General features: G+C 61.3%; 25 protein-coding genes and 1 pseudogene. 17 read left to right on the forward strand and 9 right to left on the reverse strand.

Annotation, left to right across the window (positions count from 1 at the left end):
* Positions 1 to 200: 200 nt before the first annotated feature.
* Both ACR9ZQ_RS15710 and ACR9ZQ_RS15715 read left to right on the forward strand, forming a co-directional pair.
* The gene (locus ACR9ZQ_RS15710; protein WP_481428247.1) at positions 201 to 980 is read left to right on the forward strand and encodes a rhomboid family intramembrane serine protease; all 780 of its coding nucleotides are present in this window, start codon (positions 201 to 203) and stop codon (positions 978 to 980) included.
* 99 nt (positions 981 to 1,079) lie between these two features.
* Positions 1,080 to 1,514 (forward strand): CBS domain-containing protein, encoded by a 435-nt coding sequence (locus ACR9ZQ_RS15715; protein WP_481428248.1) that lies wholly within the window; start codon positions 1,080 to 1,082, stop codon positions 1,512 to 1,514.
* 68 nt (positions 1,515 to 1,582) lie between these two features.
* Here the strand turns inward: ACR9ZQ_RS15715 and ACR9ZQ_RS15720 are convergent, their stop codons facing one another.
* From ACR9ZQ_RS15720 to folE, 3 genes are all read right to left on the reverse strand, one after another.
* Positions 1,583 to 2,551 (reverse strand): patatin-like phospholipase family protein, encoded by a 969-nt coding sequence (locus ACR9ZQ_RS15720; protein ID WP_481428249.1) that lies wholly within the window; start codon positions 2,549 to 2,551, stop codon positions 1,583 to 1,585.
* A gap of 117 nt (positions 2,552 to 2,668) precedes the next feature.
* Complete coding sequence (gene hisI, locus ACR9ZQ_RS15725) at positions 2,669 to 3,121, reverse strand: phosphoribosyl-AMP cyclohydrolase (RefSeq protein ID WP_113323439.1); 453 nt, start codon at positions 3,119 to 3,121, stop codon at positions 2,669 to 2,671.
* A gap of 25 nt (positions 3,122 to 3,146) precedes the next feature.
* Positions 3,147 to 3,761: a GTP cyclohydrolase I FolE gene (gene folE, locus ACR9ZQ_RS15730; RefSeq protein WP_037102484.1), complete on the reverse strand. Its 615-nt coding sequence runs from the start codon at positions 3,759 to 3,761 to the stop codon at positions 3,147 to 3,149.
* 307 nt (positions 3,762 to 4,068) lie between these two features.
* On the opposite strand from folE, the gene ACR9ZQ_RS15735 reads away from it, so the two are divergent.
* The 5 genes from ACR9ZQ_RS15735 (at position 4,069) to ACR9ZQ_RS15755 (ending at position 8,546) form a co-directional block, all read left to right on the forward strand.
* On the forward strand, positions 4,069 to 4,515 hold the full coding sequence (locus tag ACR9ZQ_RS15735) for an iron-sulfur cluster assembly scaffold protein (protein ID WP_037102481.1): 447 nt from the start codon (positions 4,069 to 4,071) through the stop codon (positions 4,513 to 4,515).
* Between the two features lie 3 nt (positions 4,516 to 4,518).
* Positions 4,519 to 4,923 carry a membrane protein insertion efficiency factor YidD gene (gene yidD / locus ACR9ZQ_RS15740; protein ID WP_310388121.1) on the forward strand — a complete coding sequence of 135 codons (405 nt, stop codon included), beginning with the start codon at positions 4,519 to 4,521 and terminating at the stop codon, positions 4,921 to 4,923.
* 1 nt (position 4,924) lies between these two features.
* Positions 4,925 to 5,452 (forward strand): DUF1697 domain-containing protein, encoded by a 528-nt coding sequence (locus ACR9ZQ_RS15745; protein ID WP_310388119.1) that lies wholly within the window; start codon positions 4,925 to 4,927, stop codon positions 5,450 to 5,452.
* 122 nt (positions 5,453 to 5,574) lie between these two features.
* Entirely contained in the window at positions 5,575 to 7,581 is a 2,007-nt protein-coding gene (thrS, locus tag ACR9ZQ_RS15750; protein WP_481428250.1) for a threonine--tRNA ligase, read from the forward strand.
* Positions 7,582 to 7,706: 125 nt separating this feature from the next.
* Positions 7,707 to 8,546 (forward strand): lysophospholipid acyltransferase family protein, encoded by an 840-nt coding sequence (locus ACR9ZQ_RS15755; protein ID WP_113323462.1) that lies wholly within the window; start codon positions 7,707 to 7,709, stop codon positions 8,544 to 8,546.
* Between the two features lie 27 nt (positions 8,547 to 8,573).
* On the opposite strand, the gene ACR9ZQ_RS15760 is transcribed toward ACR9ZQ_RS15755, so the two are convergent.
* Positions 8,574 to 9,680 carry a hypothetical protein gene (locus ACR9ZQ_RS15760; protein WP_481428251.1) on the reverse strand — a complete coding sequence of 369 codons (1,107 nt, stop codon included), beginning with the start codon at positions 9,678 to 9,680 and terminating at the stop codon, positions 8,574 to 8,576.
* A gap of 113 nt (positions 9,681 to 9,793) precedes the next feature.
* Between ACR9ZQ_RS15760 and ACR9ZQ_RS15765 the strand changes: the two genes are divergently transcribed.
* The 3 genes from ACR9ZQ_RS15765 to ACR9ZQ_RS15775 all read left to right on the forward strand — a co-directional run bounded on the left by ACR9ZQ_RS15765 (position 9,794) and on the right by ACR9ZQ_RS15775 (position 12,233).
* Positions 9,794 to 10,378: a nitroreductase family protein gene (locus tag ACR9ZQ_RS15765; RefSeq protein ID WP_113323443.1), complete on the forward strand. Its 585-nt coding sequence runs from the start codon at positions 9,794 to 9,796 to the stop codon at positions 10,376 to 10,378.
* Complete coding sequence (locus ACR9ZQ_RS15770; RefSeq protein WP_113323444.1) at positions 10,378 to 10,980, forward strand: flavin reductase family protein; 603 nt, start codon at positions 10,378 to 10,380, stop codon at positions 10,978 to 10,980. Before ACR9ZQ_RS15765 ends, ACR9ZQ_RS15770 begins: the two co-directional genes overlap by 1 nt.
* Before the next feature lie 122 nt (positions 10,981 to 11,102).
* Positions 11,103 to 12,233: a DUF2336 domain-containing protein gene (locus tag ACR9ZQ_RS15775; RefSeq protein WP_481428252.1), complete on the forward strand. Its 1,131-nt coding sequence runs from the start codon at positions 11,103 to 11,105 to the stop codon at positions 12,231 to 12,233.
* Here the strand turns inward: ACR9ZQ_RS15775 and ACR9ZQ_RS15780 are convergent.
* A pseudogene (locus ACR9ZQ_RS15780) lies at positions 12,230 to 12,636 on the reverse strand (hypothetical protein). The gene ACR9ZQ_RS15775 and the pseudogene ACR9ZQ_RS15780 sit on opposite strands and share 4 nt — an antisense overlap.
* 130 nt (positions 12,637 to 12,766) lie before the next feature.
* Between ACR9ZQ_RS15780 and ACR9ZQ_RS15785 the strand changes: the two are divergent.
* On the forward strand, positions 12,767 to 13,225 hold the full coding sequence (locus tag ACR9ZQ_RS15785) for a GNAT family N-acetyltransferase (protein WP_310388105.1): 459 nt from the start codon (positions 12,767 to 12,769) through the stop codon (positions 13,223 to 13,225).
* A gap of 12 nt (positions 13,226 to 13,237) precedes the next feature.
* On the opposite strand, the gene ACR9ZQ_RS15790 is transcribed toward ACR9ZQ_RS15785, so the two are convergent.
* The 3 genes from ACR9ZQ_RS15790 to parE all read right to left on the reverse strand — a co-directional run bounded on the left by ACR9ZQ_RS15790 (position 13,238) and on the right by parE (position 17,888).
* Positions 13,238 to 14,422 (reverse strand): AI-2E family transporter, encoded by a 1,185-nt coding sequence (locus ACR9ZQ_RS15790; RefSeq protein WP_113323448.1) that lies wholly within the window; start codon positions 14,420 to 14,422, stop codon positions 13,238 to 13,240.
* A 116-nt stretch (positions 14,423 to 14,538) separates the two neighbouring features.
* Entirely contained in the window at positions 14,539 to 15,675 is a 1,137-nt protein-coding gene (locus ACR9ZQ_RS15795) for an esterase-like activity of phytase family protein (protein ID WP_310388102.1), read from the reverse strand.
* 143 nt (positions 15,676 to 15,818) lie between these two features.
* Positions 15,819 to 17,888 carry a DNA topoisomerase IV subunit B gene (gene parE / locus ACR9ZQ_RS15800; protein ID WP_310388100.1) on the reverse strand — a complete coding sequence of 690 codons (2,070 nt, stop codon included), beginning with the start codon at positions 17,886 to 17,888 and terminating at the stop codon, positions 15,819 to 15,821.
* Between the two features lie 204 nt (positions 17,889 to 18,092).
* Here parE and ACR9ZQ_RS15805 point away from each other — a divergent pair, with 204 nt between their 5' ends.
* From ACR9ZQ_RS15805 to ACR9ZQ_RS15820, 4 genes are all read left to right on the forward strand, one after another.
* Positions 18,093 to 18,977, forward strand: coding sequence for an alpha/beta hydrolase (locus tag ACR9ZQ_RS15805; protein ID WP_442205869.1), 885 nt, complete (start codon positions 18,093 to 18,095; stop codon positions 18,975 to 18,977).
* Positions 18,978 to 19,103: 126 nt separating this feature from the next.
* The gene (tpiA, locus tag ACR9ZQ_RS15810; protein ID WP_481428253.1) at positions 19,104 to 19,874 is read left to right on the forward strand and encodes a triose-phosphate isomerase; all 771 of its coding nucleotides are present in this window, start codon (positions 19,104 to 19,106) and stop codon (positions 19,872 to 19,874) included.
* A gap of 108 nt (positions 19,875 to 19,982) precedes the next feature.
* A complete protein-coding gene (gene secG, locus ACR9ZQ_RS15815) occupies positions 19,983 to 20,504 on the forward strand; it encodes a preprotein translocase subunit SecG (RefSeq protein WP_310388095.1) in 522 nt (173 codons plus the stop codon).
* A gap of 143 nt (positions 20,505 to 20,647) precedes the next feature.
* Positions 20,648 to 22,276: a CTP synthase gene (locus tag ACR9ZQ_RS15820; protein WP_310388093.1), complete on the forward strand. Its 1,629-nt coding sequence runs from the start codon at positions 20,648 to 20,650 to the stop codon at positions 22,274 to 22,276.
* A 47-nt stretch (positions 22,277 to 22,323) separates the two neighbouring features.
* Here ACR9ZQ_RS15820 and ACR9ZQ_RS15825 read toward each other — a convergent pair whose 3' ends face one another.
* Positions 22,324 to 23,412, reverse strand: coding sequence for a citrate synthase/methylcitrate synthase (locus ACR9ZQ_RS15825; protein ID WP_439014998.1), 1,089 nt, complete (start codon positions 23,410 to 23,412; stop codon positions 22,324 to 22,326).
* 84 nt (positions 23,413 to 23,496) lie between these two features.
* On the opposite strand from ACR9ZQ_RS15825, the gene ACR9ZQ_RS15830 reads away from it, so the two are divergent.
* Both ACR9ZQ_RS15830 and ACR9ZQ_RS15835 read left to right on the forward strand, forming a co-directional pair.
* Entirely contained in the window at positions 23,497 to 24,636 is a 1,140-nt protein-coding gene (locus tag ACR9ZQ_RS15830; RefSeq protein ID WP_439014997.1) for a citrate synthase, read from the forward strand.
* A 137-nt stretch (positions 24,637 to 24,773) separates the two neighbouring features.
* Positions 24,774 to 25,292 carry a FecR domain-containing protein gene (locus ACR9ZQ_RS15835; protein ID WP_310388315.1) on the forward strand — a complete coding sequence of 173 codons (519 nt, stop codon included), beginning with the start codon at positions 24,774 to 24,776 and terminating at the stop codon, positions 25,290 to 25,292.
* Positions 25,293 to 25,294: the final 2 nt, after the last annotated feature.

Here is a 25,294-nt window from a genome sequence, read left to right on the forward strand (position 1 = left end):
TAAGAAAGGGTTTTGCTTGAGTGCCAGGGCCTGTCATGAGACCGTCTCTCCATCACTTCGAACAGTGAAGTTCTGCACAAGACTGCCAGGGGAGGGGGCATCCTTCGGGGAACCCAGGCAAGCCGTCCGGTCAAATCCGGACGGCTTTTTTTTGATGTCGGCTCCTGTATGGCTGTGGCCTGCAACGAGGCGATGAGAGCATGAACGAACAGACGTCCGGGCCTGACCAGGCATTCCAGCCTTCGCAGCCCGAACCGCCGGCCCGGCCGCCGCGCCAGCCGGTATTCAATCTTCCGCCGGCGCTGCTTGCCACGCTGCTGCTATTGGTCCTGATCTTCGTCGTGCAATCGGCTTTACCGGACGATTGGTTTCAATGGTTCCTGTTCAACTTCGGCTTCATTCCGCTGCGCTATGCCGTTTCGCTTGCAGAGCAGGGCCCGCAGCTCTACTGGACGCCGGTCACCTATTCGCTGCTACACGGAAGCATCGAGCATATCGTCTTCAACGGCTTGTGGCTGATGGCCTTCGGCGCGCCAGTCGTGCGCCGCATCGGCGCGTTCCGCTTTATCATCTTCTGGATTCTTTCCTCTGTCGCCTCGGCGGCCCTGCATGCGGCCCTGAACTGGGGCAGCGAAGGGCTGCTCATCGGGGCATCGGGTGTGGTCTCGGGCCTCATGGGCGCGGCCTGCCGCTTTGCGTTCCCGTCCGGGCGCCAAATGGTCCGCCCCGCGCACCTCAATCCGCGACTGTCGGTGCTGCAGGCGATGCAGAGCCGCACGGTGATCATCTTCACGCTCTTATGGCTGGTCGGCAACGCGCTGATCGCCGTCGGCATCCCGCTCGTCGGCGACGGCAGCCAGGAGATTGCCTGGGATGCGCATATCGGCGGTTTCGTCTTCGGCTTCTTCCTTTTCGTTCTCTTCGACCGGAAACTGCCTGAAGAACCCGTGCCCCACCCCGACGACGAGTTGCAATCCTGACCCAAGCAGTGCACCATTGATCAATCCGCGATGGGAGGAGAAACCACCGCGGAGCCTGTGTTCCCGACAAGTGTTTCACTTTCGCCATGGGAGGTACAAATGGCCAGTTCCGTCAAGGCAATACTCGATCTGAAGGGTCGTGACGTCGTCACCACCGGACCGAATACCACGGTTGCGGAAGCGGCTGCGATTCTGAGCAAAAAGAAGATCGGCGCGATCGTCGTCGTCGGCATGGAAAACAAGATTTCCGGCATGTTCACCGAGCGCGATCTCGTGCATGTCATCGCCAAGTCCGGCAAGGACGGGCTCGATCAGACGCTTTCTTCCGTCATGACCTCGAAGGTCCTCCGCTGCAACGAGCAGACCTCGGTCAACGAGCTCATGGAGCTGATGACCAGCAAGCGTTTCCGCCACGTTCCCGTGGAAGCCAACGGCAAGCTTGCCGGCATCATTTCGATCGGTGACGTCGTGAAGTCGCGCATCGCCGAGGTCGAGCGCGAGGCCGAAGAGATCAAGGCTTATATTGCAAGCTGAGTGACTCTTTATTCTACGCAATTCCGGACGCAAAATCGCTGCACACTTTTGCTGGAATTGCTTGGGCGTCAGGGGTGCCTGGCGTAGAGTTCCTGCATACGCTGCAGCTCGGGCAGCCTTGCCCGGGCTTCCTCATAGCCACGCTCGATGGCTTCACCCGCACGATGGAATTCCGACAGGCCGATGTCCGACAGGCGCGGCTGCAGCGAGATATCGGGCGGATCGCCGGCAAGGCGCGCTCGCGCGATACGATCCTGAATGATGTTGAAGGCCTGCACCATGACGCCGGTCATGCCCATCCTGGCGGCATAGGGCGCATCCCTCTGCTGCTGCACTTCGGCAGGCGAGAGGCTGGCATTGTGGCGAACGACGGCGGAACGGCCGTAGAGATCATAGTTGAGGTTGACGGCGACGACGAGCGGCTGCTCGTAGCTTCGGCAGACGGAAACCGGCACGGGATTGACGAGCGCGCCATCGACCAATGTGCGGTTATTGCTGCGCACCGGCTCGAAAATGCCGGGCAGGGCGTAGGATGCGCGGATCGCCGTGATCAGCGAACCATTGGCGATCCAGACTTCGTGCCCGGTGTTGACCTCTGCCGCGACGGCGACAAAGGGCCGGTCGAGATCCTCGATCGTCAGTCCTTCCAGATGTTCTTGCATGCGTTTGGTCAGCCGCATGCCACCGAAGAGGCCGGAGCCGCCGATCGTCAGGTCGAGCAGGCTTGCGATGCGGCGCATGGTGAGCGAACGAGCGAAACCTTCCAGCTCATCCAGCTTGCCGGCGAGATAGCAGCCACCAACAAGCGCGCCGATCGAGGTGCCAGCGATCATGCCGATCTCGATGCGGGCCTCATCGAGCGCACGCAGCACGCCGATATGCGCCCAGCCTCGAGCGGCGCCGCCGCCAAGCGCTAGGGCAAGCTTTGCTTTCTTTTCGGGAACCGCGAGCACAGGAGAAACGGGCGTATCGTCACGCACCGCCAAGCCGGAACCGCCCCCATCGGAGCTTTGACAATTCATACTCCAGCCCAACATGGCGTTCCTTCCTCCCGGCAGAACACTGGGTTCCTATTAACCGCCCCGAACCCTTTCCAAATTGTATATAGAGACGACCGGCGTCGCAATAAGGAGCAGGTGGCCGGGATATTTGGCCTATTTTCCGTAAATGTCCTTGGGATCGAAATGCAGGTCGTCATCGACGATGGTCAGCATGGGCTTTCCATCTTCCAGGGTGACGGTGCGGTAGAAGCAGGAGCGGCGGCCCGTGTGACAGGTCGCGTCATGGCCGGCGACCTCGACCTTCAGCCAGATGGCGTCCTGATCGCAGTCGGTGCGGATTTCCTTGACGGTCTGGAGATTGCCCGAGGTCTCGCCCTTCTTCCAGAGCTTGCCGCGCGAGCGGCTGAAATAGTGGGCGAAGCCGGTCTGGATGGTTAGCGCCAGGGCCTGCGCATTCATATGGGCGACCATTAGCAGTTCGCCGTCACCGGCATCGGTGACAATGGCCGTGATCAGACCGCGATCGTCGAAGCGCGGCGTGAAATCGCCAGCATCCTCCAGCTCGGATTTATCGTCCGACGGCTGATTGAAAATCAGTTCACTCATCGCGGCCCTCCTGAGGGAGCTGATCTCAGCGGCCCCTTACCATTGTCATGAATCGGACCTGATCGGCCGGTTCAGTCTTGAACGTTCCAGTAAAGGTTGTCGTCAATGTGGTCGAACCCTGCTTCTGCACGCCGCGCATGGCCATGCACATATGTTCGGCCTCGATCATAACGGCGACACCGCGCGGGCGCAGCGTTTCATCGATGGCCTTGGCGATCTGCGAGGTCATCGTTTCCTGCGTCTGCAGGCGGCGGCCGTAGATTTCGACGACGCGGGCGATCTTGGACAGGCCGAGAACGCGTCCATCCGGCATATAGGCGACATGCGCCTTGCCGATGATCGGCACCATGTGATGTTCGCAGTGAGAGAAGAAGGGAATGTCCTTCACCAGCACCATGTCGTCATAACCGGCAACCTCCTCGAAGGTCCGGCCGAGCACGTCTTCCGGGCTCATCTCGTAACCGGCGAAGAGCTCGCGATAAGACTTGGCGACGCGGGCAGGCGTATCCAGCAGGCCCTCACGCGACGGATCGTCGCCAGCCCAGCGCAGCAGGACACGAACAGCGTCCTCTGCCTCCTGCTGGGAGGGGCGATCGGATTCACGGGCGGTCTGCGGAAAATTCTTGACGATGGCGTCCATATTCAATGGTCTCCTGGTCCGCAACGCGGACCTTATTCGGACTAGCCACTGGTACCCCAAGCGGGAATTCTTGCACCTTTGGCAGGCTCCGGGGCTTTCCAGGCTCGCTTTCTCGAACCCTTCCGGCACGGTTTCCCAATCAAACTTATCCGGGCCCATTGCATTTCAATGGCCCTCGAACGACATACATATAGGAAGACGACCCTGGTATGTAAGTATGCTGTCGTTTGACTGTGTGTTTTTTGTTTACATGACAATCACATAGGAATTAGCGTCGCTTTTAGGCGTTTTTGGAGCCAAATCCGTCATGGATGACATCTATAACAGCAAAATCCTCGAATTTGCCGGCAATATTCCTCTGACCGGCACGCTTGACGATGCGGATGCGAGCGCCCAGGCGCATTCCAGGCTCTGCGGCTCGAAAGTGCGCATCTGGCTGAAAATGGATGGCGATAGGATCAGCGCCTTTTCGCATGACGTGAGGGCCTGCGCCCTCGGCCAGGCCTCTTCCTCGATCATGGCCCGGCATGTTGTCGGCGCGACATCAGGCGAAGTGCGCAAGGCGCGCGAGGATATGCTCGCCATGCTGAAAGCGGATGGCGAGGGGCCCGATGGACGGTTCGCCGACATGCGCTATCTCCTTCCCGTGCGTGATTACAAGGCGCGTCATGCCTCCACCATGCTGACCTTCGATGCCGTCGTCGATGCTATCGGCCAGATAGAGGCAAAACGCGCTGAAACCGTCGAGGCGTAAGCTATGTGCGAATTCTGTCTGCTGCGTGAGGAAGAGGAAGACGAGGGCGGTGCCGCCGCGCCGAAGCCTCGCGCCCGACCGCTGCAGAGATTTTCGCGCAACTACCAAGGTCCGTTCCGCAAGACGCCTGACCGGCTTTTCGGCATGGGGCTCATCCGCCTCTATCAGCTGACGCTCTCCGGCTTCGTCGGCAATTCCTGCCGGCATATCCCGACCTGCTCCGAATATGGCTATGAGGCCGTCGCCCGCCATGGGCTCTGGGCCGGCGGCTGGATGACGCTCTTCCGCGTCGGCCGGTGCGGTCCGGGCGGCACAAGTGGGCTCGATCCGGTACCTGACAACCTCGAATCCCGTTTCCGCTGGTTTACGCCGTGGCGCTATTTCGGGCTCGGGCGGAAGGAGGCATAAGGTGTGTACCTTCATCGCACTTCTGCACAGCATCGTCCTGACCTCCGAGCGGCGCGTGATCATGGAAGATCTGCGAAAGCTTGCCGAAGAGCTGGGCTATCGTGAACCGCGCACGCTGGTCTCCACAGGCAACCTCGTATTCGAGGCAGATGAAATGCGGCCGCACGAAGTCGAAGAGCAGTTGGAGGAGGCTTTTGAAGAAAAGTTCGGCAAACATGTCGATATCATCGTGCGCAGCGACTGCACCTGGATGGCGCTCTGCAGCGCCAATCCCTTCAAGGACGGCGCTGGCGACCAGGTGATCGTGCGCGTCAACCGGCTGCCGATCGACCCGGACAAGGTGGAAGCGCTGAAGCCGCTCCTTGCCGAAGGGCAGCGGATGAAGCTTGTCGGTTGCGATCTCTGGATCGATTTCCACGGCAAGCCGAGCCAATCGAAGCTGCTATCGGCGCTCACGACCAAGCGCATGGGCGTGGGAACGATGCGCAACTGGAACACAGTGCGCGGCCTTTTCGATATGGTCCTCTAGGCTCGCTTCTCCTTTACTCAGACACCAAATATCAGTATCAGGCGGCAGCGGCATTCCCGGTGGATGACGCTTCCGTTTCAACCACCCGCATTCGTTGGCGGGACTGGACAAGGAGAATTTGAATGTCCCAATCCGTTTCCCTGACATTTCCCGATGGTTCGGTGCGCAGCTTCCCGGCTGACGCGACCGGCAAGGATGTTGCCGAATCCATTTCCAAGTCGCTCGCCAAGAGCGCTGTCGCGATTGCGATCGACGGCACCGTGCAAGACCTTTCCGATGCCGTCACCGACGGCAAGATCGAGATCATCACGCGCAAGGATGGCCGCGCGCTGGAACTCATCCGGCATGATGCCGCACACGTGATGGCAGAAGCCGTACAGGAACTGTGGCCTGGCACGCAGGTGACGATCGGCCCCGTGATCGAGAACGGCTTCTATTACGACTTTGCCAAGAACGAGCCTTTCACGCCCGACGATCTGCCCAAGATCGAAAAGAAGATGAAGGAGATCATTGCCCGCAATGCGCCCTTCACCAAGCAGATCTGGTCGCGCGAGAAGGCCAAGGAAGTTTTTGCCGCAAAGGGCGAACAGTACAAGGTCGAGCTCGTCGATGCGATTCCCGAAGGGCAGGATCTGAAGATCTACAATCAGGGCGAATGGTTCGACCTTTGCCGTGGCCCGCACATGGCCTCCACCGGCCAGGTCGGCACCGCCTTCAAGCTGATGAAGGTTGCCGGCGCCTATTGGCGCGGCGACAGCAACAACGCCATGCTCTCGCGTATCTACGGCACGGCATGGGCTGACCAGGCCGATCTCGACAATTACTTGCATATGCTGGCGGAAGCCGAAAAGCGCGACCACCGCAAGCTCGGCCGCGAAATGGACCTGTTCCATTTCCAGGAAGAAGGCCCGGGCGTCGTCTTCTGGCATGGCAAGGGCTGGCGCATCTTCCAGTCGCTCGTCTCCTACATGCGTCGTCGGCTCGCCGTCGACTATCAAGAGGTCAACGCGCCGCAGGTGCTCGACACCGCACTCTGGGAAACCTCGGGTCACTGGGGCTGGTATCAGGAAAACATGTTCGCCGTGAAATCGGCCCATGCCATGACGCATCCCGAAGACAAGGAAGCGGATAACCGCGTCTTTGCGCTGAAGCCGATGAACTGCCCCGGTCACGTGCAGATCTTCAAGCATGGCCTGAAATCCTATCGCGAGCTGCCGATCCGTCTCGCCGAATTCGGCCTTGTGCATCGCTACGAGCCCTCGGGCGCACTGCACGGGCTGATGCGCGTGCGCGGCTTCACGCAGGACGACGCGCACATCTTCTGCACCGACGAGCAGATGGCAGCCGAATGCTTGAAGATCAACGACCTGATCCTCTCGGTTTATGAAGACTTCGGCTTCAAGGAAATCGTTGTGAAGCTCTCCACCCGTCCGGACAAGCGCGTCGGCACCGATGCACTCTGGGATCGGGCGGAAGCCGTCATGACCGATGTGCTGAAGACGATCGAGGCGCAGTCCGAGGGACGCATCAAGACCGGCATCCTGCCGGGCGAGGGCGCTTTCTACGGGCCGAAGTTCGAATATACGCTGAAGGACGCGATCGGCCGCGAATGGCAGTGCGGCACGACGCAGGTCGACTTCAACCTGCCGGAACGCTTCGGCGCCTTCTACATCGACAGCAATTCGGAAAAGACCCAACCCGTGATGATCCATCGCGCCATCTGCGGCTCGATGGAGCGCTTCCTCGGCATCCTGATCGAGAACTTCGCCGGCCATCTGCCGCTGTGGGTTTCGCCGCTGCAGGTCGTCGTCGCGACGATCACCTCGGAAGCTGACGGCTACGGCCAGGAAGTGGCCGAGGCGCTGCGCGACGCCGGACTGCATGTCGAGACCGACTTCCGTAACGAGAAGATCAATTACAAGATCCGCGAACATTCCGTTACGAAAGTTCCCGTCATCATCGTCTGCGGCAAGAAGGAAGCCGAGGAGCGCACGGTCAATATCCGCCGCCTCGGCAGCCAGGAGCAGACATCGATGTCGCTGGATTCGGCGATCGAAAGCCTTGCCCTGGAGGCAACACCGCCCGATATCCGTCGTAAGCTCGAGGCAAAGAAGGCCAAGGCAGCCTGAAAATTGCCTTTTGGATAATGGCAGCGCCCGGCATTGATCTGCTCGGCGCTGTCAGAAATCTGACATGCAACAGTAATATAGCCGCCAAAAAACAGGGGACGGGTTTCATCCCGGCAGGCATTCGAGTGCGCTTCAAAGAGCTTTCCTACGCGAACGAACGGGATCCGCGCTTCAAGCGCTGGCTCATCCGCTCCATTGAGGGCCTTTCCGGCCGTGACCGCTATGTACGGCTCTACGACATCTGGCGCTCCGACATTGTCGGCAAAAGCGACCGCGTCTTCGGCAAGATGCTCGATCTCATCGATGTCGAGATCAATGTGAAGGGCAGCTGGCCGCTCGAGCCGGTGCCGGACGAGCCGATCGTCATCGTCGCCAACCATCCCTTCGGCATAGGCGACGGTATTGCGGTGCTGGCGCTAGCCGAGCAGATTGGTCGTCCGTTCCGGGTACTGATCCACAATGATCTCCTGAAGGTGCCGGAAATGGCGCCTTATTCGCTGCCGATCTCCTTCGAGGAGACCAAGGAAGCGATGGCGATGAACATGAAGAGCCGGCACGAGGCAGTTCGCCTGCTGAAGGAAGGCACGACGATCGTGATTTTTCCGGCTGGCGGCGTGGCCACCGCCAAGAAGGGCTTCGGCCGCGCCGAAGACCTGCCGTGGAAGATGTTCCCGGCCAAGCTCATCCAGGCGACCCGCGCCAGCGTGCTGCCGATCTATTTCGAGGGCCAGAACGGCCGGCTCTTCCATATCGCCAGCAGGGTTTCGATGACGCTGCGCCTGTCGCTGCTCATCCGCGAATTCCGCCGTCTTTCAGGCAGCACGATCACCGCGCATGTGGGTAGGGTACTGTCCTGGGAAGAACTCAGCAGCGGCAGCGACCGCAAGGATCTGCTCGCCCGTCTCTTTGACGCCGTCTTCTCGATGGCGCCGAAGAAGAAGGCCTTCCTCAAGCGCGCAAGCTGAACATTTCCGGAGATTTCGGACGCGGCGTCAGTCGAGGCTGGCGCCGTCGCCGCTTTGCAGATCTTCATAGGACGGCAAGGGCGGCTGCGGCGGGATCTCGCCGCCCGGCTGGGGCACACCCTTCGGCCCGGCCGCGGTCTGTCCTGGCGGCACGGCTGTGGCGGCCGGAGCAATCGGCTGCTGGGCCTGCTGGTTCTTCATCAGCACTTCGACATCGGTATTGACGCCGGCAGCGACGGTGAAGTCACGCTGATAGATCTTGTCCTTGTTGCGGGCGACCGCCGTGTATTCACCTTCCGCCAGGACCATGGCCGGAAAGGCGCTCACACTTTCGCCGACGCTGTCGCCGGCCGCCGTCAGGATCGACCAGGCGGTATCGGCAATCGCTTCGCCGCCGGTTTCCGAGACCAGCTTGAAATTGATCTGTGCCGCCCTGTGCTGGATCGTCGCTTCGGTGAGCTTGCCAGCCTCCACCTGGATGTCGGCACGGATGGTCGCGTTGACATTGCCGTATTCGGAGACGACGTGATAGGTGCCGGCGTTGAGGCGCACGACCGTATTCGGTGGCACATCGGCCATGACAAGGCCGCGCTCGCCGTCGTCGCGGACTTCCGCGGAATAGATCGAGAAGCTCAGCTGGCTGGGCCGAATGCGGACATCGGAGCCGGAGACGGCGTTGAGCAGCAGCCCGCCGGCATCGAGAACCATCACCTGCTTGTCGACTGCGCCTTCATCCGACACCGTCAGCTTCTTGGTGACGCCGGCGCGGCCGAAGGAAACGTTGACGAAATAATCGCCGGCAGCGAGCTGGAAGGCTGCGGTGCCACCACGGGAGCTTGCGATGAGCGGCAGCTTGCCATCATTTCCAGCGACGGGACTGAATACATACCAGGAAAGCCCGTCTTCGACAGGCGCGCCATCGGCCGTGAGCTTGGCTTCCAGCGAGACGTCACGCAGATGCACGCCCTCCTGCGCCGTGCCTGGCGCGATGAACGCGTTGAGCTTCGGCATTTTCGGCGTCGATTCGAGCTGCTTGAACTCCTTGAAGGCGTCCTGGGCGGCAGCGCCAAACGGCGTCAGCAACATCAGGGCAATAGCAAGGCCGATCCGTGCAAAAGGCAAAATGCCAAACATCCTGTTCGTGAACCGATTGACTTCTGAAATCGCAGAGTCCACTTCAAGACCAATGCCATGGCAAATTCAAGACCTCCGGCCACCCTCTGCATACAAATGAGAGTTTCTTCCGCATGAAATCCGACATCAAGCTGATCGATTATCTCGCCGTGCGCCGCTCCATCCCTGCGTTCCAGATGTGCGAACCGGGACCGGCAAGGGACGAGATCGAGGAAATCCTGCGCCTTGCATCGCGCGTTCCCGATCACGGCAAGCTCGCCCCCTGGCGCTTCATCGTCTATCGCGGCGAAGAGCGCGTGCGGCTGGGCGAAGAACTGCTGAAGCTGGCGCTCGAAGCAAAACCCGATCTCTCTGAGGAAATGATCCTGGTGGAACGCGCACGCTTTACCCGTGCGCCTGTCGTCGTCGGCATCGTCAGCAAGGCCGGCCCGCATTTCAAGATCCCGGAATGGGAACAGATCATGTCGGCGGGCGCGCTGTGCCTCAACGTCATCCTGGCTGCCAATGCGCATGGTTATGTTGCCAACTGGCTGACGGAATGGTTCGCCTTCGACGAGCGCGCCTATCCGCTGCTCGGCGTCCAGCCGGGCGAAAAGGTTGCCGGCTTCATCCACATCGGCTCCACCACCTTCCCACCCGTCGAGCGTCCACGCCCTGAGTTAACCGAGACGGTCACCTGGCTCGGCGGCGAAGACTGATGTTCTACACGACGGACACCAACAGGCACGGGTTGGCGCACGATCCCTTCAAGGCGATCGTCGCGCCACGGCCGATCGGCTGGATCGGCAGCAAAGGCAGGGACGGGTCGATCAATCTCGCGCCATATTCGTTCTTCAATGCGGTCGCCGACAAGCCAAAGCTGGTGATGTTCTCATCGAGCGGGCACAAGCATAGCCAGAAAAATGCCAGGGAGACCGGCGTCTTCACCTGCAATTTCGTTAGCCGCAACCTCGCGGAGAAGATGAACCTGACCTCGGCCGCCTTGCCCTACGGCACCAACGAGTTTGAATTCGCCGGGCTGACCCCAAAGCAGGCAGAGCTCATCGATGCGCCCTATGTGACAGAGGCCTTCGCCGTGCTGGAATGCAAGGTGACCGAGATCATTGAGCCGAAGACGCTGTCCGGCGAAGCATCCGAGAATGTCTTCGTTTTCGGAGAGGTCGTCGGCATCCATATCGATGAGGCGATCGTCAGAGATGGCCGGTTCGATGTGGCGCTGGCGCGGCCGATCGCACGCATGGGCTACATGGACTATTGCGAAGGCAGCGAGGTCTTCGAAATGTTCAGGCCGAAGGTCTGACCTCGGCACAAGGCTTGAACAAAGCCTAATAAATATGGTGAACCAATCATAAACTTTTTCCGGCTATCGTCCTTGTATTGAATAAGACGCGAAGGAATCGCGTTCAGTGCTGGGGCGTTGTCGTGATCATTGAAGCATTTCTTCGTTGGGTCGAAACGGCCAAGACGGCTGACAGGGCGGCCGCTGCAAATGCTCTGGGACGCGTCTATCTCAAATCGGAAATGTCGGACGAGCGGCGCGACGCTGCTGAAAAGGCGATGACCTACCTGCTCGACGATCCGTCGCCGCGTGTGCGGCTTGCGCTCGCCGAAGCAATCGCCTGGGCGCCGCATGCGCCGCGCAACATCATTCTCTCGCTTGCCGAAGACCAGCCGGAGATCGCCTGCCATGCGGTGACCTGCTCGCCGGTCCTGACCGATGCCGATCTCGTCGATCTCGCAGCACGCGGCAGCGGTGCAACGCGCATGCTGATTGCGGCACGCGCCCATCTGACCCGCCCCGTTTCGGCGGCACTTGCCGAAGTCGGCGACGAGGACGAAATTCTCTGCCTGCTCGAAAATGACGGCGCGGCGATTTCCGCCCAATCCCTGAAGCGGATTGCCGAACAACTCGGTGATGTCAGCGACATCAGAAACCTGCTTCTCGACCGCATCGATTTGCCGGCCGATGCCCGCCAGCTTATGACGCAGCATGTCAGCAATGCGCTGGTCGGCCTGCCGCTGGCGCAGGCGGCAATCGGCCTGCAGAGGCTGCAGCGCATCAGCCGCGAGGCGACGGAAGCGGCGATCGTTTCCATCGCCGGCGATATCGCGCCGATCGAAGTGCCAGATCTCGTCGAACATCTTCGCCTGAACGACCGGCTGACGCCTTCCTTCCTTATGCACGCGCTCTGCTGCGGCAAGGTGGAATTCTTCGCCTGCGCCATCGTCAACCTGTCAGGTTGCAGCGACCGGCGCGTGCGGGCAATCCTTGCCACGGGCCGCATGCATGCCGTGCGCGCGCTCTATGAATTGGCGGGCCTGCCGCGCGATATCAGCATCATTTTCGTAGAAGCGACATTCCTGTGGCGCGAGGCTTCGCGCAACACCTCGGCCTCGCTGCTCGGCAGCATCTGCGGGCGCTTGCTCCAGAAATTCCACAGCCGGGTTGGGCAGCATGACGCGGTCGGCGAGTTGCTCGATATGGTCGAGAAGCTTCATGTGGCCGAGCAGCGCCGGTCGGCCCGTGTTTATGCCTCGCTTGCAGCGGCCTAGTCGGTAAACCGGGCCGCAGCCCAGGAATAGCTTGCAGAGACGAAGTGCAGCGGTTTCGCCAGGCTGTTCTTCACGTCCTGGCCGGAAGGCAAGTTGGCGCGCACGCGCCCGGCAATAGTATCCACAAAACCGCCAAGGCCATCCCGTTGTTCGGCTACCTCGGGCGCTGCTGGCGCAGCGGGCGCCGGATTGGCCGGTTCGGTAGCGGCAAGCGACTTCGGCGCCTCGCAGACGGCAATGACAGTCGGATAGCTGGCATTGGCATAGGTCTTCAGCCGCTGTTCGGCCTCGGCATCGCAGGCGACGACGGTTTCCCAGTGTTTGTCGACCGTGGCGACGTAATTGCACTGGCTGACGAATTGTCGCAACCGAGGATCGTCATGGCGATGAGGACGGCTTGCATATTTTGCCTCCATGGCTATTGAGCGTGTCATCCCCTTCGAAAGCACAATTCCAACGGAATGAAGGCAGCGATATTAACTCCTTGTCATCAAGGGAAAAATCACGCGTTTCGCCGGAACAGGAGAGAGAAAATGTCCGTCACCATCGCTCTGGAACCGCCGCGCCAGGATGGCGTGATCCGCCTTCTTGATCTCTCCGACGCCTATGCGCAGTCACTCTATCCGCCCGAGAGCAACCACCTCGTCGATATCTCCACGCTGGAAAAGCCATCCGTGAGCTTCTTCGTGGCGCGTAACGGCGGCGAGATCGTCGGCTGCTGTGCTTTGGTGGAGGCAGGTGACGGGACGGCCGAGATCAAGCGCATGTTCGTCGATCCCGAGGCGAGGGGCCTGAAGATCGCCAGCCGCCTGATGGACCGGCTGGAGGAGATCGGCGGGGAGAAGGGTTTCGACGCAATCCGCCTGGAGACCGGTATCTATCAGCCGGAGGCGATCAGCCTTTACAGGAAATACGGATATCGCGAGATCGAGCCGTTCGGCTCCTATCAGCCGGATCCGCTCAGCCTCTTCATGGAAAAGCGGCTGGCCTAAGCCGGAAAGGCCCTAGCCTTCGGCAGCACGCTGCACCGGCGGCGCCTGCTCGTCGAGGATGATCTGCGGTCCCGCATCGGCGGCGCGGACTTCATGTATCCATTCGCGCCAGATCGCGACCAGCAGCGCCATCAGCACCGGGCCGATGAACAGGCCGAGGAAGCCCATCGTCTTCACGCCGCCGACGAGGCCGAAGAAGGTCGGCAGGAACGGCAGCTTGATCGGTCCGCCAACGAGCTTGGGGCGCAGTGTCTTGTCGACAATGAAGAGTTCCACCGTGCCCCAGACGAACAGACCGATACCGGCGACATGCGAGCCGCTGGCCAGCAGATAGACGGATACCAGGGTGAAGGAGAGCGGCGCTCCGCCCGGGATCAGCGCCATGACGCCGGTCAGCACGCCAAGGGTGACGGGCGAGGGTACGCCGGCAATCCAATAGGCAACGCCGAGCACGATGCCTTCGCCGATGGCAATCAGCGTCATGCCCATGACGGTCGAGCTGATGGTGGCAGGCACGACGCGGGAAATACGCTCCCAGCGGTTCGGCAGGATACGCTCGCCGAGCATGTCAATCTGCTTGGAGAAGGAGAAACCGTCGCGATAGACGAAGAAGAGCGCGATCAGCATGAAGAGCAGCGTCAGGAACAGGTGGAAGGCACCACCGCCGGCCGCCAGAATTGCGCGGTAGATATTGCCGATATTGGCACCGCTGACGGCCTGGATGAGCTCACCCATGGCGCCGGGGCTGCCGATATATTTCGTCCAAAGTTCGTCGAGGTAGGAACCGGCCAGAGGCAAGGCGACGATCCATTGGGGCGTTTCCGCCCCGAAGCGGTTGGCGTGGATCGCCCATGCGACCCAGGTGCGCACTTCACCGGTCGTATAGGCAACCGCAAGGCTGATCGGAATGACGAGGAAGGTGACGATGAGGATGATCGCGATCGTTGCGGCGATCGTCGTATTGCCACCGACGCGGGCAACCAGCTTGCGGTAAAGCGGCCAGCTCGCAAAGCCTATGACGAGGGCTGCGAGCACAGGCACCACGAAGCCATAGAAGAAATAGACGCCGGCTGCGGCAACAAGCACGAGCAGCCAGCGGGCAGCCGAAATGGAGGGTATCAGCGGCGTACGTATCGTCGCCGACGGCCCCAGCCATCGCGGTTCCGTATTGGTTTTCTGACGATCAAACACACCCACGCGCGCCTCTTTTTATTGTTGTCCTAGTTTATGGGCTATGAACCGGGCGGTTTCAAGGTCCGCCCGGATAAAGCGTATACAAAGCGTGGTTATTTGGTCGCTGAATCCTTGAGATATTATTGCGGGCGGCGGTTGATCTTGAAGGCGTAGAACTGAGTCTTCTGGCCGGTCGAGAAATTATTGTCAGAACCGAGGATCAGGACGTCCGTGCCATCCTTCGCCTTGCCTATCGCCATAGCCTCGATATTGTCGGGCGTCAGGCCGATGGCGCGCAGATCCAGCACCTGGCTCTTGCGGGCCGGGACGACGCGCTGGTCGTTCTTGGCAAGCGAAACGATGCCGGAAACGTCGGTCGCGCCGTCGAGGTCCATCATGAAAAGCTTGATGTTGTTGCCGAAGCCCTGGGCATAGCTGCGCTCGACGGCGAGGAGGCGATGATCGTCAAGAGCGATCATTTCCGACATGCCGTTGTCGTTGCCGCCGTCGGGTTTGGTGGCAGCCTGCGGGATCGGCGAGACCGAATAGACGTATTGAGCCTTCGGCTCGCCGGTTGCGCCGTCATAGCGGATGATGCGTGAGAGGCTGCCGGTCGTCAGACTGGGGTTCGGGCCGTCCTGATAGAGGGCTGCTTCGACGCCGACGAAAACGTCACCGGACGGAGACACGGCAAGATCCTCGAAAGCGAGATTGTCGCGGATGCCGGTCGACTTGTCGGCGGTCGGTGCAAAACCGTCAGGCAGCTGGAACTCGCGCACGAAGGCGCCATCAGGAGAAGCGACGCGGACGAAAGGCGGGATGAGCACCTTCGCATCGCCTTCGCTGCCCCAATAGATGCCGTCCTTGCCGAAACGGATGGATTCCGGATCGACGGTGCGGATGGCGAAGGGCTGGCCGTTCTTGTCCTGCAGGGTGACGTGCTTGGCAACGGTCACGCCCTTCAGGCCGGCAGCGCTGACATCGATATCAAGATCGTAGAAGCGGGCCGGGGCCTTTTCGGAGCGGTCGTCGCTGATAGCGATGTAGTGGCCGGTGGCGGCGTCGAAATCGAGGCCGGAAATTCCACCGAATTCGACGCCATTTTCCATCTGGCCGGTCGGAATGACGAATTCACCGAGATAGGACAGCGAGATAGCTGCCGCGCAATCGCCGAAGGGGCAGGCGGTCTCGACAGTCGCGCCTATATCGGTGGCGTAAACGGAGGCGGTGCTGGACAGGAGAACGAAAGCGGCAGTCGCAAGAAAACGCTTGGTCATGGCAAATATCCGGCAAAGGGTTGAAACAGAACGGCCGGCGCTGCGTGGACCTCGCTGGAGGACAGAGCGCCGGCCGTTCTATTGCGCCGGTAATTTGACGGACTCGTAACGGTTCTTCGTCAGTTCGATGAATTCGCTACAACTTAAATATCCAGATCCTCTGCGAAGGCCGCACGCTCCTGGATGAAGCGGAAACGGGCTTCGGCCTTGGTTCCCATCAGGTCGTCGACAGCGTTACGCGTGCCCTCGAAATCCACCTCGTCGATCAGCACCCGCAGAAGCGTGCGCTTGGACGGATCCATCGTGGTTTCCTTGAGCTGGGCGGGCAGCATTTCGCCGAGACCTTTGAAGCGGCTGATCTCGATCTTGGCCTTGCCCTTGAATTCCGTCTCCATCAGCTCGGCACGATGCTCGTCGTCGCGGGCATAGGCGGATTTTGCCCCTTGCGTGATCTTGTAGAGCGGCGGCACGGCGAGGAAGAGGTGCCCGCCGCGAACGAGCTCCGGCATCTCCTGATAGAAGAAGGTAATCAGCAGCGAGGCGATATGCGCGCCGTCGACGTCGGCATCGGTCATGACGATGACGCGTTCGTAGCGAAGGTCCTCTTCGCGGTATTTCGAGCGCGTGCCACAGCCGAGCGCCTGGACGAGATCGGAGATCTGCTGGTTGGCCGAGAGCTTCTCGCGGCCGGCGCTGGCGACGTTGAGGATCTTGCCGCGCAGCGGCAGGATCGCCTGGTTGGCGCGGTTGCGCGCCTGCTTGGCGGAACCACCTGCCGAGTCACCCTCGACCAGGAAGAGTTCGGCGCCTTCGGCGGTGTTCTGCGAGCAGTCGGCGAGTTTGCCGGGCAGGCGCAGCTTGCGCACTGCTGTCTTGCGGTTGACTTCCTTCTCCTTGCGGCGGCGCAGGCGCTCTTCGGCGCGCTCGATCACCCAGTCGAGAAGCTTCTCGGCCTCGTTCGGATTGTCGGCGAGATAATGGTCGAAGGGGTCGCGCAGCGCATTTTCGACAAGGCGCTGGGCTTCGACGCTCGCGAGACGATCCTTGGTCTGGCCGACGAATTCCGGCTCGCGGATGAAGACCGAGAGCATGCCGACTGCCGAGATCATCACGTCATCGGTGGTGATCTGTGCGGCACGCTTGTTCTGCGTCAGCTCGGCATAGCTCTTCAGGCCCTTGGTCATCGCAATGCGAAGACCGGCCTCATGCGTGCCGCCTTCGGGCGTCGGGATGGTGTTGCAGTAGGAATGGACTTGCGGATCGCCGCCATACCAGGTGATCGCCCATTCCAGTGCACCGTGGCCGGCTACCTTCTCGGTCTTGCCGGCGAAGATCTCGCGGGTGACCGTGAATTCCTTGCCCATCGTTGCCTGCAGGTAATCCTTGAGGCCGCCGGGGAAGTGGAAGACGGCCTTGTCGGGCAGATCCGATCCCTCAGGCAGCACTCCCGGCTCGCAGCTCCAGCGGATCTCGACGCCGCCGAAGAGATAGGCCTTGGAGCGGGCCATGCGGAACACACGCGCCGCATCGAACTTCGCATGATCACCGAAAATCTGCGGGTCGGGATGAAAGCGAACCTTGGTGCCGCGACGGTTGTGCACATCGCCCAGCTCTTCGAGCCCGCCCTGCGGCACCCCGCGCGAGAAGCGCTGGCGATAGAGCTTGCGGTTACGGGCGACCTCGACTTCGAGATGATCCGACAGAGCGTTGACGACAGAGACGCCGACGCCGTGCAGACCGCCCGAGGTCTCATAGGCCTTGCCGTCGAATTTGCCGCCGGCATGCAGCTTGGTCATGATGACTTCGAGCGTCGATTTGCCGGGAACCTGCGGATGGTTCTCTACTGGAATGCCGCGGCCGTTGTCGGTGACCGTCAGATAGCCCTGGGTATCCAGATGGACATCGATGAAATCGGCATGGCCGGCCACCGCTTCGTCCATCGAGTTGTCGATGACTTCGGCGAAGAGGTGGTGCAGCGCCTTTTCGTCGGTGCCGCCGATATACATGCCGGGGCGCATGCGAACCGGTTCCAGGCCTTCCAGAACGCGGATCGAGGATGCACCGTAATCATCGCCGTTCGACGTCGCCGGAGCGGGGCGAGGGGCTGCCGGTGCCGCTGCAGCGGGCCGTTCGGCTGGCGCGGCAGGCTTTGCAGCCTCCTCCTGCTTCTGTGACAGGGGCATTCCGGAAAAGAGGTCGTTGCTGTCTTCCATGGAACCGTTCAGATCTTATTCTCGTGAAGGGCCGCCGCTGGCCCACAATAGTCACAGTCCGCATCGCGTTTGCGAATCAGGGGGATTCTGACAGAAAGCGCCCCGATACGCGACGCGCCCCGGATTTGCGGAGCTTTTCAAGATGTGATTTGCGTTGCTGGACGCCGAATGGCAAGTCGCGGCAGCTCTCTGGGAACCATCCGCATGCCGATGTCCACAAGTCATTGCACCATAATTACCGCAATTGCGGCCTTTTTCCTGTCCGCGGCCATCACGACCGCCACAGCCGATGCCCTGCCGCCCTACAAGGACGATCTGTTTTCAACGCAGAAAGTGCTGCAGACGGGCGATGACGGCGCCTTCGATGTGATCGATTACGATGAGATGCGCGACATCAACGGGCGCGACCAGATCCCGCAAAAGCGGGTGCAGCAGAAATATGTCTCGCTTGGCGTGAAGAAGCTGCAGGCAGATGAAACGCTGTCGCTCGACGGCATCAGGCTCGATGTCACCAGGGTGGGACCGACTCAGAATGCCGCCTTCACGGTCATTTTCATCCACGGTCGCGACGGCGACCGGCGGCTCGGCGCCAACGACTATTCCTTCGGCGGCAATTTCAACCGGCTGAAGAACCTTACGGCCGGCAATGGCGGCGTCTATTATTCGCCGACCGTCAGGACCTTCGACGCCAATGGCGTTGCAGCCATTGCCGGGCTGATCCGCTACGCGAGCGTGCAATCGCCCGGCCGGCCGGTCATTCTGAGCTGCGCCTCCATGGGCAGCCAGATCTGCTGGGGCATCACGCGCGATGCCGAAAGCGTCAAGCGGTTGAAGGGCATGCTGATCATGAGCGGAGTCTCTGATCCGGATTTTGCGAAGAGCCCGTTCTACAAGGCAAAGCTGCCGCTGTGGTTTGCCCATGGCAGCCGCGATCCTGTTTATGCGGCAACCGACCAGCAGGCGCTGTTCGAAAAGCTCGACAAGGCGAAGTACCCGACGCATTTCACGCTCTTCCAGAATGGCAACCACGGGACGCCGATCCGCATGATCGACTGGCGGAAAGTGCTGAACTGGATTCTGGCGTCCTGAACGGACGGATTTCACACCGCGCAGAGCTTTTAAACGATCATATTCCCCCAACGTTACGCGGGGCGCTTTCCTTTACCGCAAGCTTTTGCTAAGGCCGCCCGATATGCGGATTTTGGGAGGAGCAGCATGACACCTGACGTACGCCCGCTCGTGGCGGGGAACTGGAAGATGAACGGCACACGTGTCTCATTGGACCAGATCAAGGCGATTGCCCAAGGCGTCAGCTCCCCCTTGTCGGAAAAAGTCGAAGCCCTGATCTGCCCGCCGGCCACGCTGCTTTATGTGGCGACCGCGCTCGCCACCGACAGCCCGCTCGCGATCGGCGGCCAGGACTGCCATCAGGCGCAATCCGGGGCGCATACCGGCGACATTTCGGCCGAAATGATTGCCGATTGCTACGGCACCTATGTGATTGTCGGCCATTCGGAACGGCGCATTGACCATGCCGAGACCGACCATATGGTGCGGGCCAAGGCGCAGGCCGCCTATCTGGCTGATCTCACCGCAATCGTCTGCGTCGGCGAGACCGGCGACGAGCGTGACGCCTATCAGACGCTCGACATCCTCAAGCGCCAGCTTTCCGGCTCGCTGCCCGAGGAGGCGACGGCCGAAAATACTGTCATCGCTTATGAACCCGTCTGGGCGATCGGCACGGGACTGACGCCGACGGCAAAGGATGTGGAAATCGTCCATGCCTTCATCCGCGACGAACTCGTCCTGCGCTTCGGCGACGAGGGTAAGGGTATGCGCATTCTCTACGGCGGTTCGGTCAAGCCCGCAAATGCCCGCGAGCTGCTCGCCGTCGACAATGTCGATGGTGCGCTGATCGGCGGGGCGAGCTTGAAAGCCACGGACTTCCTCGCCATCTACGGCACATATGAAGCGCTGCTTGCCTGAGGCGATTGTATATTCCTGGCCGAAGGGCTTGGAATAGCTCAAGACCTCATGTAAAGAGCCGCCAGATTTTTACTTTATGTCCGTCCTCAGACGGGCAGGACTGGACCCATGCAGACCGTATTGATTGTCATCCATCTCATGATCGTGCTCGCGCTCGTTGGCGTCGTGCTCATCCAGCGCTCCGAAGGCGGCGGCCTCGGCATCGGCGGCGGATCGGGCTTCATGTCGGCCCGCGGCACGGCCAATGCGCTGACGCGCACGACGGCGATCCTGGCGACGCTGTTTTTCCTCACCTCGCTCGGCCTCGGTATCCTGACCCGTTACGAAAGCCGCCCGACCGATATTCTCAACCGCATTCCGGCAACGAGCGGGCAGGGCAACGGCATCCTCGATTCGCTCGGCGGCACCAATACGCCGGCTCCGGCACAGCCGGCTGACAACAGCGGCATTCCGAACGGCGGCGCTGCCGCTCCGGCACCGGCTGCCCCGGCAGCTTCGGCACCAGCAACCCCGGCTCCGGCTGCGAGCGCCCCTGCGGCGACTGCTCCGACGACGACGGCTCCGGCTCAGCCTGAGGCACCGGCCGCGACTGCGCCGGCACAGCCTTCCGGCGTCCCCACGGGACAATAAGCCGGTTCAGAAATTAAACCGCCGGCAGGCCTTCGGGTCTGCCGGTTTTCTTTTGTTCAAATTCCTGCGCCACGCACCAAAAGTTCCGGAAAAGAATTTTTGGGCTGGTGGAATTGTTTTTGAAAAGGTATCCGGTGACTCCCATGGCGCGATACGTATTCATCACTGGCGGCGTGGTTTCTTCCCTCGGAAAAGGAATTGCGGCCGCGGCTCTCGGAGCGTTGTTGCAGGCCCGTGGTTATCGGGTCCGGCTTCGCAAACTTGACCCCTATCTGAACGTGGATCCGGGCACTATGAGCCCGACCCAGCACGGCGAAGTCTTCGTCACTGACGACGGCGCGGAAACCGACCTCGATCTCGGCCACTACGAGCGCTTTACAGGGCGCTCGGCGACCAAGACCGACAACATCACCACCGGCCGCATCTACAAGAACATCATCGACAAGGAACGCCGCGGCGACTATCTCGGCGCGACCGTTCAGGTCATTCCGCACGTCACCAACGAGATCAAGGATTTCGTCACCGAAGGCAATGACGACTACGACTTCGTCATCTGCGAGATCGGCGGCACGGTCGGCGACATCGAGGCGATGCCCTTCATGGAAGCGATCCGTCAGCTCGGCAACGACCTGCCGCGCGGCACGGCTGTTTACGTCCACCTGACGCTGATGCCGTATATTCCGGCAGCCGGCGAGTTGAAGACCAAGCCGACGCAGCATTCCGTCAAGGAACTGCAGGCGCTCGGTATTCATCCCGACATCCTGCTGGTACGCGCCGACCGGGAAATCCCGGAAGCTGAACGCCGCAAGCTGTCGCTGTTCTGCAACGTGCGTCCCTCCGCCGTCATCCAGGCGCTCGACGTCGCCAATATTTACGACGTGCCGATGGCCTATCACAAGGAAGGCCTGGACGACGAAGTGCTCGCGGCCTTCGGCATCGAGCCGGCTCCGAAGCCGCGCCTCGACCAGTGGGAAGAGGTCTGCAACCGCATCCGCACGCCGGAAGGCGAAGTAACGATCGCAATCGTCGGCAAGTATACCGGCCTCAAGGATGCTTATAAGTCGCTGATCGAAGCGCTGCATCACGGCGGCATCGCCAATCGCGTCAAGGTGAAGCTCGAATGGATCGAGTCGGAAGTCTTCGAAAAGGAAGATCCGGCGCCCTACCTCGAAAAGGTCCATGGCATCCTGGTGCCCGGCGGCTTCGGCGAGCGCGGTTCGGAAGGCAAGATCCATGCGGCGCGTTTTGCCCGCGAGCGCAAGGTGCCGTATTTCGGCATCTGCTTCGGCATGCAGATGGCCGTCATTGAGGCTGCCCGCAATCTGGCTGATGTTCCGAATGCCTCCTCGACCGAATTCGGCCCGACGCCGGAGCCGGTCGTCGGCCTGATGACAGAGTGGGTGAAGGGCAATGCGCTGGAGAAGCGCGCCGCTTCCGGCGATCTCGGCGGCACGATGCGTCTCGGCGCCTACAAGGCGGCGCTGAAGAAGGGCACCAAGATTTCGGATATCTACGGCTCGACCGATATTTCCGAGCGTCACCGCCACCGCTATGAAGTCAATATCGACTACAAGGACCGGCTGGAAAATTGCGGCCTGGTCTTCTCCGGCATGTCGCCTGACGGCGTGTTGCCGGAGACGGTCGAATATCCTGACCATCCCTGGTTCATCGGCGTTCAGTACCATCCGGAACTGAAGTCCCGCCCGCTCGACCCGCATCCGCTCTTTGCAAGCTTCATCGAAGCTGCGACGGAACAGAGCCGGTTGGTTTAAAATTCGGCCGCTCCCTCAACAACGAGGGAGCGGCCTTTTTCTTCACATCACGCCGCTTCCGGCAACGGCCCGACATAGACCGAGCGCGGGCGGATGAGGCGACCTTCCAGTGCCTGTTCGCGGGCATGGGCAATCCAGCCGACGGTGCGGCCGATGGCGAATACGCCAGTGAAGGCGTCGCGGGGGAAGCCGAGGCTTTCCAAGAGCAGCGCGGTATAGAACTCCACATTCACGTCCAGCGGCCGGTCGGGCTTGCGTTCCCTGAGGATTGCGAGCGCTGCCTGCTCCACGGCTTCGGCAAGTGCGATTCTGATGGCATTGACCTGGCCTGCGGCAACGAGCGGCTTCAGCGCATTTTTCAGGGCGTCCGCACGTGGGTCGCGCACGCGATAGACGCGGTGGCCGAAGCCCATCAGCCGCTCACCGCGATCGAGCGCGGAACGCAGCCAGGGGCCGGCATTGGCCTCGCTTCCGATCCCATCGAGCATATCGAGCACCGGTCCCGGCGCGCCGCCATGCAGCGGTCCCTTCAGCGCGCTGATCGCCGCCAGCACCGAGGAGGTGAGGCCGGCGCGGGTGGAGGCAATGACACGCGATGCGAAGGTCGAGGCGTTCAGGCCGTGATCCGAGATCGTCACGAGATAGGTGTCGAGGGCTGCGGTCTGCTCGGCGCTCGGCACCGCGCCTGAGAGCATGCGCAGGATGTCCGTCGACTGTGAGAGGCCCGCATTGGGCTTTAGCGGCTTTTCGCCTCGCTGCAGGCGCAGAACCGCCGGCAGGAAGACGGCGGGTGCGGCAAGCAGACGGAGCACGGTATCTATATCCTCGCCGTCAGGTAGGCGGGCAACAAGAGCACGCATAGCATCGACCGGCGGCAGCTTCAGCAGGCGAGTATCGGCAGTCTTGACTTCGGCGAAAACCTCCATGCGCGCCTGGCCGAGCCGGCGGCGCAATTCGCTTGCGTCGAGATGCGGCTCGATCAGGCCGTCCAGCAGCAGGGCGGCGACATCCTCATAGGTGCTGCTTCCTGCCAGATGATCCAGCGATACGCCGCGGATGATCAGCCGGCCGGCTTCGCCGTCGACATCCGAGAGCTGGGTTTCAGCGGCGATGACATCTTCCAAACCATTTTTCATAGGTCTTTCTCCTTTACCGGATGAAAGATCGGCTCTAGTTTAGTTGACGTCAATCTTGACGTAATTGATCAATGTGAGGCTGACATGAGCTGGCTGACAGCGGAGGAAGCGTTGGCCGAACTCGGCACCAAGCCGCAGACACTTTATGCCAATGTCAGCCGCGGGCGGATCCGCGCCAAGGCCGACCCTGCCGATCCACGCCGCAGCCTCTATCAGGAAAGCGATGTCACGCGGCTTGCCGAGCGGCATGCCGGCCGGCGCAAGAGCGAGACGGTCGCCGCCGAAGCGATCAGCTGGGGCGATCCGGTACTGACATCGTCAATCTCGACCATCGCCGCAGGACGATTGCTCTATCGGGGGCAGGATGCGGCAGAGCTTTCAGCTCATGCGACGCTGGAAGAGACGGCGCTGATACTGTGGAATGCAGAGAGTTTTGCCTGCGTACCGGCCTCTGCCCTGGAGCCGGCGGCGCCTTCCATTCAAGCCGTGCTGCTGGCGCTGGCGGGACGGGTGAGCGCCGATCTGCCGTCTCTCGGACGTGCGCGCGCTGCCTTGCAGATGGAAGCATGCAGCGTGCTTTCAACCGTCGCCGATGCGCTGGCGCCGGGATCGACGGATCATCCGCTGCATCACCGTCTTGCTGCATGCTGGGGCAGGCCGGAGGCTGCCGATTGCCTCAGGCGGGCGCTTGTCATGCTCGCCGATCATGAGCTCAATGCCTCTACTTTCGCCGTCCGCGTCACGGTTTCGACGGGGCCAGCACTTTCTGCCGCCGTGCTCTCGGGTCTCGCAACACTGACCGGACCATTGCATGGTTCGGCATGGCGAAGCGTCGATGCCCTTGCCAAGGCAGCATCCGGCGCTGGGGCGGAGCATGCGATCCGCCACCTGCTGCTGCGGGGAGGTAAGCCTGTCGCCTTCGGGCATCCGCTTTATCCCGATGGTGATGTGCGGGCGAGCGTGTTGCTCTCCTCTTTCGACGTGCCGCCTGTCTTTCGCGATGTGCAGGTGGCCGGCGAAGAAATGGTGGGCGAGAAGGTCAATGTCGATTTCGCGCTTACCGCCATGACCGCAGCCTTCGACCTGCCTGAGGAGGCACCGATCATCATCTTTGCGCTGGCGCGCACGGCCGGCTGGTTGGCACATGCGATGGAGCAGATCGAAAGCGGCCATCTGATCCGCCCGCGTGCCCGCTATGTCGGGCCTTCGCCAGCCGACGCATGAGTTGAGCGACGCGCGCCCTGAATGACTTGCGCAATTTCACGTTTTTGCATAGGGAAACCGGCGAATTCAGCTAGTATGGGCCGGCCGGCGCATTTGCGAATGTGCCGGCGAGTCACGAGGGGCGGATCATGAAAGCCATGTCAGCAATCTCCCGCAGCCTGTTTTCCGCTGTGCTGATCACCAGCCTGCTGCCTGATGGCGCAGCTTATGCCCAGTCTGCCGGCTGCGCGATTTCGCGTGCGGCAAACGGCAACCAGATTTTCCGTTGCCCTGGTGGCGTCAACATCACGGCTGAGCGTGGCGCGTCCTTCAAACTCACCGACCGCAATCGCGACGGCAGTCCGGATTCGCTTGCATTGCGCAGCAAGGCTGCGCTCGTCGACGTCGACAGCAGCCAGCACCGCGGCGGCTTCCAGGTGGTGACACCGCAGGCGATCGCAGCCGTCCGCGGTACGCAATGGGCCGTCGATGTCAAAGGCGGCACGACTTCCGTACTGGTCACACGCGGGCGCGTTGGCGTACGGCGTCCGGCAGGTGCAGCCGTCGTGCTTGGACCGGGCGAGGGTGTGGACGTAACGCGCGGAACCGCTGCGCTCACCGTTCGCACGTGGCCGGCGCCCCGCGTCGCGGCGCTTCTTTCACGCCTCGGTCAATAAGT

It is taken from the genome of Rhizobium sp. KNZ14-9A (genome assembly GCF_056755015.1).